A 12,327-nucleotide genomic window follows, 5' to 3' on the forward strand; every position below is an offset into this window, starting at 1 on the left:
ACCTCATGACAGCACCGCGAAGGTGAGGATCGCGATGGTCAGCACGAAGAATGCCACGCCCACCCGGACGCCGAGCCGAAGCCAGTGTGAGGCACGCGATCCCGGATAGAGGTAGCGCTGCCATGCCATGCCTGTTTGCCGATATCTCACCGCATCACCTTCAGAACAGCTTTCCGATCTCGACGACCACCCAGGTAAGTAGCGTGAAGGCCAAGCCGCCCAGCAGGATTCCGGCGGTCGCGGTGGCGGCCAGCAGGGCGGCGACGAAACGGTAGTCGTTCGTGGCCAATCCGGCCAGGAGTCGCTGCCGGGAGGCCACGATCGGGGCCGACAGGAAGCTCCAGGTGGATGAATAGGCCAGTGGGTCAGGGGGTTCGGGCTCCGGTTCGCGCAGCGCGCCGGGGGTGAGCACCGAGGTCCGGGTGGGCCCGGGGTGGTCGGGTGCGGCGGGCATCGGACTGGGGCTGGTTCGCAGGGATCGTTCGACCGCTTCGCGGAAGTATTGCTGGAACTCGGCCGCGGATCGATGTCGCTGCGTGGGGTCCGGTGAAAGTGACTGCTCCAGTACGACTTTGATGTCATCCGGAATCCCGGCGGGCCCGTAGGCGTGGCCGAGCACCTCGGCGCAGACCACCGCGAACGAGTACACATCGCTCAAATGCGTGATCTGCCCGTGATGCAGGTACTCCGGGGCCGAATACTGCTGGGTGCCGAGGGCACGTTGCTCATGGGTGAGTCGCTGGATGTTCTCGCGTAACTCGATGGCGATACCGAAGTCGGCGAGCTTCGCGGTGCCGTCCCGGCAGATCATGATGTTCTCGGGCTTGATATCCCGGTGCACCACTCGCTTGGAATGCGCGTACACGAGTCCGTCGAGCGTATTGATCAGTATTCGCAGCAGACTCGCAAGCCCCCAATTCTCCCGGTACCGCAGATGCTGTCGCAGATTCTCACCCGCAATGAACTCCATTACCAAAAACGGATATCTGCGCTGGTTTTCGACGAAAACCCCCGAATCGTGAACCATCACAATATTCACGCAGTTCATCTGCGCGGCGATGTGTGCCTCGCGCTCGAACCGCTGCTGTTGCATCCGCTCGTCCTGCTCCAGTGGCAACAGGCTCCCCGAGTCGAGCACCTTGACCGCAACCCTGCGACGCAGCCTGCGATCCCATGCGTCCCAGACCTCGGCCATGCCCCCTCTGCCGACGAGTTCCCGTAGCTCATAACGGCCATTGATCAGCCTCAACCGCGTGCGATCCCTCCAAGCCCGGTGAACCGCACTCCCTCGGCTCACCTAGGACAACCTCGAATCCCCGCCGAGTCTACGCGCGCTGCGCACCTCCCAGCCGATTTGCAGTTCACCCCTCACACTGGGTAACTTCGGTCCGTCGCCCAGGGCAACCGGGGCAACGGGGCTATGGCGCAGCTGGTAGCGCACCTCACTGGCAGTGAGGGGGTCAGGGGTTCGAATCCCCTTAGCTCCACCGAAGTCGGTACTTCACAAAAGATTCCAGTCGGGGCCGGTACCGCGTCTGTGGTGCCGGCCCCGACTGCATCCGAGGCATACGTGACCGATTCAAAGCGAACGGCTATCGCTATGCCGCGTTTGCGGACCCTAGTGATAAGTACTAACGTTTCTGAAAATTGAATAAACCGAGCAGGACCGCGAGTGCCCGCGCGCTCATCAAAGTTCGCTGCCGGGGAGGAATCGTTTTAACAGCGAGCAGATGTGACGCCACAACGGGAGAGTGGCGTTGTTGCGTCTGTCTGAAAGTACCAGGGGCAGTTCATGACAGCGGTAATTTCGGCTCGTACCGAGCTGGAAGATATTCCGAATATTCACCCGCCGTTCGCTTTTCGCGGGGTCGCACTGATCAGTTCGATCGTCGCCTTCGTGCTGACGGTCACGGCGGGCCGCTACGAATTCTTCGGCGACGAACTCTATTTCCTTTCCGCCGGAAGGCGACTCGACTACACCTACGCCGATCAGGGCGTGGTGGTGCCGCTGTTCGCCCGCATCGCGGACCTGCTCGCACCGGGATCGGTTACGGCACTACGGTTTCCGGCCGTCCTGATGTGCGTGGGCGCGATCGTGGTGGCGGCGCTGATCGCCTACGAACTAGGGGCCGGCCGCCGCATCCAGCTAATCGCCGCGGGCACCTACGCGACGTCCTATCTGATCGTGACCCAGGTCGCGTTGAGCACGTTCTCTTTCGACGCCACCCTCACGGCCGTGATCACCTGGCTGTTCATCCGCTGGGTTCGTACCCGGCAGGACTGGCTGCTCGTCATCGCGGGATTGGTTGCGGCCCTTGACATGCAGGTGAAGTGGATGGTCCCGCTGGTCTGGGCGTGCCTGGGCCTGGCGGTCATCGTGTGCGGCCCCCGGGAGATACTGCGCCGCCCCGCACTGTGGGTCTCGACCGGCATCCTGGCCTCGTCGCTGATCCCGATTCTCTACTGGCAGTCGCAAAACAATTGGCCACAGTTGGCCATGGGCCAGATCATCGGCGCGGAGCAGGACGCCACCGGCTACGGCCCGATCGGCTTCCTGCCGCAGTGGCTCGGTTTGGCCGGATTCCTGGGCTCGGTGCTGATCGGCTTCGGATTCTGGGGTGTGTTCAAACTGGAGTCGTTGCGCCCGTATCGCTTCATCGCGGTCGCAATGGTGATCATGACCGCCTTCGTCATCTTCACGCACGGAAGGCCTTACTACCCAACGGGTTTCTTCCCCGCCATGTTCGCCTTCGGTGCCATCGGCGTGATGGCGTACGACCGGAAACGGTGGATGAACCTGGCGATGATCCCGCTCGTCGTGGCCACGATGGTGACGTTCATCGGTTCGCTCACCGTCGTGCCGCTGCCCCCGAGCTGGCGCACCCCCACCCACAACGCCATCGACCTCGGCCGCCGGACGGCGTTCTTCGGAACCACCAATTGGACCGATATGGTCGCGGCCGTCGACACCGGTTACGAAACGCTGACGCCCGAGCAGAAGACGCACACGGTCATCCTCGCCCAAGGCTATTGGCAGGCAGGCGCCGTCGAGGAGTTCGGCGGCCGCTACAACCTACCGGCCACCTACAGCCCCAGCCGCGGCTTCGGATTCTTCGGTCCCCCACCGGATTCCGCGACCACGGCGATCTACGTCGGCCTGGACACCGCCGAGCCCGACCTCCGATCCCGCTTCACCGAGGTGGAACGCGTAACAACCCTCGACGATCCCATGGGCATCCCCGGCATCGACCGCATGGTCGCCGTCTGGAAATGCAAAGGCCCGAAACAACCTTGGTCGATCATGTGGGACCACATGACCACCCTGTACTTCGACCTCGGCCAGTGGCACGACCCCCGAGCCACCACCCGCCCCACTCGCTGACAATCGATCGGGCCCGGCGGACAGCCGGGCCCGGCGGCCCCTTGAATGTATTGAAAACATGCTTCTTGGTTTCTTTACATGTTGGTCAACTTTACGCGGAACTGGACGTTCGGCTGTATCCCGTATGTGGATGGCGGCTGTACCATCAGAACTCCAGTGGTGTTCGGGTTGGGCGAGGACAACTTCAGGGGGAATAACAAGTGGCCAGTTGTCTAGTTTCTGATCTTCTGGCGGTGGGTGATGGACGCAGCTGAATTCGAGACGTTGTCGACTGCTCCCAGCCATGTCTTTGCCAACGGCATGATGCGGCGTGTGTTTCCTCAGGTGGTCGACAGCATCCTCGAGTTGCTGGATCGTAACGATCAAGCAAGCGACAGTTTGGCTAACCTGCGGGATAGTTTCCTCTTGGATAGCCCGATTCCGAAGCCCTCCTCGACACAGGCCATGGTCCCGGCCTATGCGTGGCGGGATGCGCTGAGTTCGGTGGGAAATTCCTGGTTCAATCTGCCGAGCTATGTCGGTGAGTCACTGTTCTACTATCTGCTGCTCGATGCGTTCGGCTACTTCGACTATTTGTCGTGCAATTACGACCGTGACCCATTTCTGTCCTGGAAGGCCCGCGAGCTGTTTGCGGTCATCGGGAGAACCGACTTCGGCGCTTCGCAACATCTCTCCATGCGGGGTAACCTACTGGCCTCGCTGTGGGGAAACTTGGCCGACGCGGCGCACGCGAATTATCGCGAGGCAGGTGATGCCGAATTGAATTCCGGCTCATTGCTGGTGGATGATCTGGATATGGCTTGTGTCAAACTGGCAGAGTCCGCATCGGTCGGAATTGTGGCGGATAATGCCGGAGCGGAGCTACTGGCAGATCTGATCCTCGCCGCGGCCATACTCCGTGCGGGGGATACGTCGACCGTTACCGTGTATTTGAAGCAGCGACCGTACTTCATTTCCGATGCGACCGCCAACGACTTCGAGACGACATTGTCCGCCATGATCAGTGTCGACGAAAGGTTATCGGTACTGCGGACCTTCGTCCGGGACGGCCGATTGCGGGTTGTCACGCATTGGTTCTTCCAATCGCCGCTGCATTATTGTCAGCTGCCCGAGGATCTCGCCGAGCATATCGGCGGTCACGAAATCACCATCGTGAAAGGTGATTTGAACTACCGCCGCCTGCTGGCCGACCGGATCGCGCCGGCGACCTACCCGCTGGCGGCGTTGTTGCCCGATCTGCACACCAGCCTTTTGATCCTGCGGACCATGAAGTCCGATATTTGTGCTGGTCTACCACCCGAAACGGTCTCCGAGTTGGAATCCTCCGTCCCGGACTGGCGGTTCTCGGGTCGCTTCGCTGTGGCCCACTATATCGAATGATCAAGGTGTAGGGTTTTGCGCAAGACTTCATCGGTAATTATCCTTCTACTTGCTCTGTCGGCGATTTTGGGCGGCATCGCTCTCACAGTTCTGTCCGCCGTCGGTTCGCTGTCGGAGAAGGATCAGTTGAGCGCCGTACTCGGTATGCTCGCGGTACTGCTGCTCGGCTATGTTTCGGACCGGCTGCTGGTTTTCGCGGACATACGCCGTGAGCTTCACGAAATCAGCGAGCAGTTGACCCGGCCGGCGGTATTGCGAAAGTTTTCGGATGTTTGGTCATTCGATTCCTTCGCTCGAAATGCTTCCGACGTCTATATCGTGGGTTTGACCAAAGCGGGTTCCCTGACAGAGGGTCCTGAGCGATTGGCGAATCTTGTCCGATCCGGCTGCCGCGTTCGAATTGCGGTCATGGACCTGCGGGTGGCCGAACTGGCTCAGTCCACCGCGGCATCGACAACGCATACCGCCGAACGCCTCGTGGCCGACTTCAATGTATTCATGTCCACCATGCGGTCCGTTCGAGGGCTATTGTCGGCTCGCGAGAACCAGCGCCTGGAAATTCGTGCATACCGCGTAATTCCGACAATGGCGGGGATGTTTGTGAAGCGGGGGAGCGAACGGTCGGCGATCGTCTACTTCTACCCGTACAAGACCGACCCGAGTGATCGTCCGTCCATCGCGCTGGAGGAGGGGACCGGCAAGGAATGGCTGGATTTCTTCTTCGAGCGCGCGGATCGGCTGTGGCGGGATGTGCAGCCCCTGAATGATCCCTCGCGGTGATTTTTGCAGATGTGGGTCCGCACAGTACGCTGAATTCAGATCTCTTCGCCTGCTTCATCTTTCGGACAGCGGTACAATCGACGCGAAGGAGTGAGGGTTGTGAAACAGGTTCAAGCGCCGCAAATCAGGCAGCTGGCAGGCATTCCCGATACGCTTCTGCTCTGGGATATCGATAGGACGCTTCTCACCACCGCCGGAGTGAGCCGGGAGATGTATTCGCTGGCCTTCGAGTCTTTGACGGGAATTGCCTCCACCGTCGTGGCCGATACCGCCGGCCGAACCGAGTTCGAGATCATGAACGAGCTATTTCGTGGGAACGCTATCGGTGCGGACCGTTCGTGGCTGCCCACCGATATCGAACAAGTCTTGGTGGACTCGCTGACGCAAATGCAGATCGAGCTCGCACGCCGCGGCAGCGCGCTCCCCGGCGCCGAGAGCGCACTGCGCACCCTGGCCGAGATTCCCTCGATCTTCCAATCGGTGCTGACCGGTAACGTGCGGCGGAACGCGGCGATCAAGCTCGCCACATTCGGACTCGACGGCTGGCTGGATCTGTCGGTGGGCGCCTATGGTTCCGACGGGAAAGCGCGGTGGGAGCTGGTGGATTTGGCGCGGCAGCGGGCCGGTGGCAAGTACCGCAGGGCGTTCGACGCGGATTCCACGATAATCGTCGGGGATACGCCGAAAGATGTCGAAGCGGGGCTACTCGGTGGTGCCAAGACCATTGCCGTCGCGAGTGGGACCAGTAGTGTCCAGACACTTCTGGACGCGGGTGCCGACTATGCCATCGAAAGTCTGGACAGCACTGAGGCATTCGTTCGCGCTATCGTCGAGCTTCGTCGCGGATAGCGGATGACCTTGGGCAGCAGCAACTTTCGTTTGGATTGGTACCTCGTAACCGGCTGCTCCGTGGAATGAACTGAGTTACGATAGTTCTGCTCACTCCAAAGCCGGTATGCTGAGCCATCTTTCGATGATCGCGAGGCAGGGAACTCTGGGGGCGGAGAGAACGTCAGCTGTTCCAGGCAACCAGTCGGTATAGAATCGTTCGGCGGTGCCGAACTCGAGTTCGGATCAATATGTTTGACAACGGGGATTCGCACCATCGTTTCGACGAGATTCGGCTGTTGGCGTCGAGGCGAAGGTCTCCGGTCAGGATTGTTTGTGTCGGCACGATGGTTCCGGCGGCCTCGGATCTGGTGCGCGAATGCCTGTCGGATTCGAGGATCCCGGCGGTGAGCGTGGTTTACCCGGACCCGGACGGGCCCTCCTTCCTGCGGTGGATCGATACGACCGGCGGTGAATCGTGGCATGCGTGGATTCTGCGGCGATCAATTCTGCGCTCGGTCGCGCAAGTTCGAGAGCATTTCCCGCAGGCCGCGAATCGGCTGTCGGTGGGCCTGCATCGGTTCGAGATGCTCGCGGAGTTCGTGCTGATCGGCGCCGATGCCGTGCTGGTACTGGACGCCGCCGCCGAGCCCATGGCGATCGCGAACGACTTCTCGAAATCGGTACTTTTGACACCGGATGACCATGGCCCGGTGCTGGGTATGTTCGCCGGACTCTGGCGACTGATAGAGGCGGACGGGAACACCTCGTGGCTGACCTCTCCGGTTGAACCGGACAGCCTGCCACAATGGCCGAGCCTCTATAAGGGCAACGCCGTCCTGGAGGTCATCGACGAGGTGCACGGTAGTAAGCCAGCCGCGGGAGGGGTGCACCGGACCTTCGAGAAGTGGTGCTCGGGTGCGCGGGAGAACGCATCGGAGATGGCGTGGGTCGTTGCCGCACATGGCATCCGGAAACATACGCGGCATTTCCGCCCGGTCGGCTGGACCGACGCGGTGGGCTCGGACCTTTCGATGCTCGTATCCCACGCCGCCCCGGTGTCGATGGAGGCTGTTCATGGCATCTCACTGTTCGAACTGGCCTGCACGCTGAATCGGATCGGACAGCACGATGGCTCGACGGTAGCGGCGTGCGGGATTCTCGGTGAAATCGTTTACGACTCGATTCAGAGCCTGTCGGAGTTTCGATCCGTCGCCGACTCCGTCCGCGTGGATTTCCCGAAGGTCAGCTATCCCTATGGGGAACAGGGCGATATGGCCCTGCGGTGCCTCGCGGACGGTGGGATCCCCGCCGCCTCGCTCGCCGATGCGGTCGCCGACTTCCGGCGGTTGGGTGAGCTGCTGGAATCGAGTTGCACGGTGGCATTCCGGGACGCGCATCTGAAGAATCGAATATGGGTCACCGACGAGTCGGCCGCCGAACTGGGGTGTCGTCTCATCCGGCTGGACACCGATGAGATTCGTGCGGAAATCGCGCGGTGCGTGGTGGATATCGATTTCGAATCGGCCGGCCGCTTCGTCACGCCCTGGGACGATGTCGCGCACATCCTGTTCTTCGAGATGAGCGGGCTGGGCCCACTGTCGCCGAGCGACGACGGCATGAACGCATATGAACAATGGTGGGGCCCGGTCCTGGATTCCGAGCGCCTACTGCAGACCGTCCTCGTCCGAAGTACGAGGGAGGCATGCCGGCGATGGTGGTATGCGCGAAATATGCCGAGGACGTACTCGCGCCGCTACTCGATGGAGAGCACCGACGCGTTTCTCGATCTCGCGCTCTGGGCGGCTTCGCAACTGAACGGCGTCGACCACCTGGCGAAGGTGCTGGCAATACTTCAGGAGCGTGGCCGCCTGGCACTGGACCTGCCACGTCGGAGCCATCCACACATTCCCGCCGCACTGCCGCTGGACTGCCGATCCCGGCGAGCCGCCTTCAGGCCGGGCCCGGCGGATTGCCGGTCCTGACCTGAAGTCGCGGTTGACGTTTGCGCTGAACGACCGCGGGGTCAGCTGCGCGCCGCTGACATCCCGAACTGTGCTGCCAGTGCGGCGGCGGTGGCGGGGAACCGGTCGAGCAAATCGGTTACCTCGCGGTTTCCGGTTGGTCCGGCCTCTTGCCAGCCGCCTTCGATACCGAGGAGTCCGGCCAGTGCGTCGCAGGTGGCGGCGTGGGCTGCCAGTAGTTCGGTGGCCGGTCCGCGGGGTGCGGCTGCCACCGGTGTTGCGGGCGTGGTGAATTCGATTGACCAGGGGGGTATGAAGGCGTCTACGGCGGGTAGGGCGCCGGGGAAGGTGCGGCCGGCTTCCCGGACCAGTCCGGGGATGAGGTCGCCTGCCTGATCCTTGAGGGTGGTGATCAGTTTCGGGAGCCAGGGGAGTAGGACCGCGTCCGGGAGAGTGCCGAAGGCTTTCGACAGCAATTCCACCACAAAGGGTTTCAAGGCGGGGGCCGGGTCGATGGCCTGTACGAAACCGCTCACGTACTGTGGAACTGTGGGCAGCACAAGCGGATTGGCGAGCATGGCGTCGCACCGGTCGCGGAGCTCGGCCATGGTCAGCATGCCGAGCTGGAAACGTGCCGCCCAGAGGAGGGCCACCTTGGCGGGGGACTCCGGATGTGATTGCAGCACAGCCAATTCCAGCTGGGTGTGATCGCAGCCCAGCGAGAGTGCCAGGTTCTCCATTCCGAACAGGAAGCCGAGCATGGCCGCCACCTGCGCCGGTCCGGTTTCTTCGGCGGTGAAGGCGGTGGGTAGCAGGGTGCAGTAGTGCGCGTAGCCGGCTGTCACGAATCGTTCGCACCAGGCGGGTAGACCGTCTTCGGTGGAGCGGAAGTAGTTGAGCAGCAACCGGATCTGGCGCAGCACGACGGGCGCGTCGTCGACCGTGCGTTCGGTGGCGAGGAGTTCGACCGCGCGATTGCCGAGTTCGCTTGCGAGCCGGATCGATCCGAGATACACCAGCGCGTCCTCGACCGCGCCCAGCGCCACGGCCGCTGTCGCGTCGGGTGCGGTGACCGCGCGTCGCAGGCGCTGTTCCAGCACCTGCTCCACCGATACGCCCTCGTAGCCGAGTTCGACCAGCGACCGCTGATGCTTGCCGAGCCCGATATCCCAGCTCTCCTGGATCGAGGTCTCGCCCAGTCCGCGTGAGCCCATGATGGGGCGCAACGCATCCTGCGGCAGCAGCCTGCGCAGCAGCCACAACAGATCCGAGCACGGCCGCAGGTCCGGATTCGACTTCAGGTCCAGTAGCGCGCGCTGCAGGGTCCGCTTGGACAGATCCAGTCCCAGCGGTTCCAACCGGTCGAGCACATCGCGGGCCAAGGGCGGCAGCGCCGCATAGCCGACCTGGCCGATACGGTCGCCACCGAGCAGGATTTCGCAGAGCCGCCGCACATCGCGACGCCCCGGCACCCGGTCCTTCTCGATACAGGTGACGGCCGCATCCTGGAAGTCGTACGGTGTCGGCCGGGCACGATTTCGCAAGCCCGCCAACAGGATCGAGGTCTCGAAGATGGCGATGGCATCGGCGGTGCTGGCCAGGTAGCCGTTGCGCCGGGCCAGCCGGACGATATCCACCGACCATTCCAGGAGCTCGGCCTCATCGAGTGGGTCCAGTACCGGCGGCCGGGACAGGAAGCCCGAAAGCTGGTCCGCCACTTCGGCTTCCGGCTCCGCCGGGAGCAGTGCCAGCTTCTTGGTGCGCTTCTTCGCCCCCGGCTGGCCTTCCAGCTCGAACGGCTGTAATTTGCTGCGCCGCAAGCCCTTGGCCCAGGTGGCCGCCGCGATCGATACCGCGCCACCGGCCAGTCCGAACTGCGCCTCGATCGCGGTGTGGCTGGACGGAATCAGCCCGTAGTGCCACGTGGTCGCCGAGCGCGGCGAGATCTCGAACGGTGCGTCCGATGCCAATCCGAACTGTTCGACCGGGCTGGCCGCATGGGCCGCGCCACACACGTACAGCGCTCGCGCGGGGTCGATATCGTTGGCGGACAGGTGTTCCCGCATACGGGTCCACATGTAGCGTTCGCGATTCTCGTCCTCGGCGGTGCTGCCGCGGCGCAGTCGCCGGAACAGGCTGCCGATCATCACCATGACCTGTCGGTAGGTGTCGTAGTCGGCGTCCGCGAGGGGCTGTTCTACGTACTGATCCCACCACTCCGACCAATGCCGGACCTTGCCGTGGTGCAGCAGGTGTTCTTCCAATTCGGCGAAACGTGGTCGCAGATCACCGATTTCGAGACCTATCGCCCCGCCGTGCAGCCCGTCGTCCTCGGGCTGCTCGCCGTCGGACGGTGTCTCCGACGGTGCTTCCTCGGCCTCGGGAGCCCATTGGAAGACATGATCGGTGGAGCGATCCACCAGCACCAGTTCGACGCCCGGCGTATCGAGCGCGTAGGCGATGGCCTGATACTCGGCCGAGGATTCGGTGATCGGCGCGACCACCGACAGCGGTGCCCATTCGGCCGGGAAACCCTCGGTATCGGTGGCGAAAGCCTGTAGTGCCACCGGTAACCGGCAGTTGCGCAGCTCGTCGAGCAGCGGCCGCATATCTTCGCACAGTTCCATATAGATGACGCCGGGCTGCTTTTCGCGCAGCCGCCGCACCATCGCCAGGCCGGACGCGGGGGAGTGGTGGCAGACCGGGAAGATCTCCAGCCGCTCCGAGAGCGCCCGGTCGACATCGTCGACAATGCCCGCCAGGATGTCGCCCGCCGCGCCGGGCGCGCCGGCGAACGCGACGGCCGCGTCCGACAGCTGATCTCGCAGTGCGGCAAAGGTATTCGGCGCGGGCCGGGTTTCGGAGACGGTCACGAAAGCCTCGCGATCGCGGCCCGGCCGCCCTCCAGGAACTCGCCCCACGGGGCTGCGCCCTTCTTGTCCTTGGTGCGCGGCTCGACCACACCGTGCAGGTACTTGTTGAGAATGGCCAGATCCTCGGGCGTGCGCCGGGCCAGGGATCCGACCAGCGAACTCGCGAGGGTCTCCGCGCGCAGTTCCTTCTCACCGAAGAACTGACTGTGCAGGATGGCGTCCTCGAGTACGCCGATCTGCTCGGCGGTGGACAGCGCCGACTCCAGTTTGTCGTCATCGCTGGTGGCGGCGGCCGCGGCGGCGCGCAGGTCCGCGAAGCTCTCCAGCAGGATGTCCAGCAGCGTGGGCGGCAGTTCCAGTTCGAGGGAGTGCCGCCGCAGCAGTTCCGCGGTGCGGAAGCGCACGATCTCCGCCTCGCTCTTCTTGTTGGACACCACCGGGATTCGCACGAAGTTGAAGCGCCGCTTGAGCGCCGAGGACAGGTCGTTCACACCCCGGTCGCGGCTGTTGGCGGTGGCGATAATGGAGAAGCCGGGCTGCGCGAACACCACATTGTCGTCATCGAGTTCCGGAATCGAGACGTACTTCTCCGAGAGAATGGAGATCAGCGCGTCCTGCACATCGCTGGTGGAGCGGGTGAGCTCCTCGAAGCGGCCGATAACGCCCTGCTCCATGGCGGTCATGATCGGCGACGGGATCATCGACTCGCGCGACTGGCCCTTGGCGATGACCATGGAGATATTCCACGAGTACTTGATGTGGTCCTCGGTCGTGCCGGCGGTGCCCTGCACCACCAGCGTGGAATTGCGGCTGATGGCCGCGGCCAGCAGTTCGGCCAGCCAGCTCTTGCCGGTACCCGGATCGCCGATGAGCAGCAGACCCCGGTCCGAGGCCAGCGTGACAATGCTGCGCTCGACGAAACTGCGGTCACCGAACCACTTCTGGGCTACTTCGCGGTCCAGTCCGTCGGCGCGTTCGGAGCCGAAGATGAACAGCCGCACCATCTTCGGGCTCAGCCGCCACGTGTACGGCTTGGGGCCGTCGTCGATGGACTCCAGCCAATCGAGTTCCTCGGCGTACTTGACCTCGGCGGGGGCGCGCAAAACTTCGGTCATGGCAG

The 12,327-nt window shown here is 63.1% G+C and carries 9 protein-coding genes and 1 tRNA gene; 6 read left to right on the plus strand and 4 right to left on the minus strand.

The genetic code is table 11. The annotated features are described in order from the left end of the window. Positions 1 to 3: 3 nt before the first annotated feature. The gene (locus GFY24_RS11945; protein WP_153805055.1) at positions 4 to 150 is read right to left on the minus strand and encodes a hypothetical protein; all 147 of its coding nucleotides are present in this window, start codon (positions 148 to 150) and stop codon (positions 4 to 6) included. 10 nt (positions 151 to 160) lie between these two features. Further along, complete coding sequence (locus tag GFY24_RS11950) at positions 161 to 1,249, minus strand: serine/threonine-protein kinase (RefSeq protein WP_153805056.1); 1,089 nt, start codon at positions 1,247 to 1,249, stop codon at positions 161 to 163. A 165-nt stretch (positions 1,250 to 1,414) separates the two neighbouring features. Between GFY24_RS11950 and GFY24_RS11955 the strand changes: the two genes are divergently transcribed. The 6 genes from GFY24_RS11955 to GFY24_RS11980 all read left to right on the plus strand — a co-directional run bounded on the left by GFY24_RS11955 (position 1,415) and on the right by GFY24_RS11980 (position 8,355). Further along, positions 1,415 to 1,487: transfer RNA gene (locus GFY24_RS11955), tRNA-Ala, on the plus strand. A gap of 305 nt (positions 1,488 to 1,792) precedes the next feature. After that, positions 1,793 to 3,382: a glycosyltransferase family 39 protein gene (locus GFY24_RS11960; protein WP_153805057.1), complete on the plus strand. Its 1,590-nt coding sequence runs from the start codon at positions 1,793 to 1,795 to the stop codon at positions 3,380 to 3,382. 240 nt (positions 3,383 to 3,622) lie between these two features. Beyond that, positions 3,623 to 4,762, plus strand: coding sequence for an ARMT1-like domain-containing protein (locus GFY24_RS11965; protein ID WP_153805058.1), 1,140 nt, complete (start codon positions 3,623 to 3,625; stop codon positions 4,760 to 4,762). A gap of 126 nt (positions 4,763 to 4,888) precedes the next feature. Then, positions 4,889 to 5,542: a hypothetical protein gene (locus tag GFY24_RS11970; protein WP_153805059.1), complete on the plus strand. Its 654-nt coding sequence runs from the start codon at positions 4,889 to 4,891 to the stop codon at positions 5,540 to 5,542. Positions 5,543 to 5,641: 99 nt separating this feature from the next. Next, positions 5,642 to 6,391: an HAD hydrolase-like protein gene (locus GFY24_RS11975; RefSeq protein WP_153805060.1), complete on the plus strand. Its 750-nt coding sequence runs from the start codon at positions 5,642 to 5,644 to the stop codon at positions 6,389 to 6,391. Positions 6,392 to 6,777: 386 nt separating this feature from the next. After that, positions 6,778 to 8,355 (plus strand): hypothetical protein, encoded by a 1,578-nt coding sequence (locus GFY24_RS11980; RefSeq protein WP_153805061.1) that lies wholly within the window; start codon positions 6,778 to 6,780, stop codon positions 8,353 to 8,355. Positions 8,356 to 8,396: 41 nt separating this feature from the next. Here the strand turns inward: GFY24_RS11980 and GFY24_RS11985 are convergent, their stop codons facing one another. Both GFY24_RS11985 and GFY24_RS11990 read right to left on the minus strand, forming a co-directional pair. Beyond that, positions 8,397 to 11,207 (minus strand): DUF5682 family protein, encoded by a 2,811-nt coding sequence (locus GFY24_RS11985; protein ID WP_309230749.1) that lies wholly within the window; start codon positions 11,205 to 11,207, stop codon positions 8,397 to 8,399. After that, positions 11,204 to 12,322: an AAA family ATPase gene (locus GFY24_RS11990; protein WP_153805062.1), complete on the minus strand. Its 1,119-nt coding sequence runs from the start codon at positions 12,320 to 12,322 to the stop codon at positions 11,204 to 11,206. Before GFY24_RS11990 ends, GFY24_RS11985 begins: the two co-directional genes overlap by 4 nt. Positions 12,323 to 12,327 lie beyond the last annotated feature (5 nt).

The sequence above is a fragment of the Nocardia sp. SYP-A9097 genome, assembly GCF_009649815.1.
Taxonomy (GTDB): domain Bacteria; phylum Actinomycetota; class Actinomycetes; order Mycobacteriales; family Mycobacteriaceae; genus Nocardia.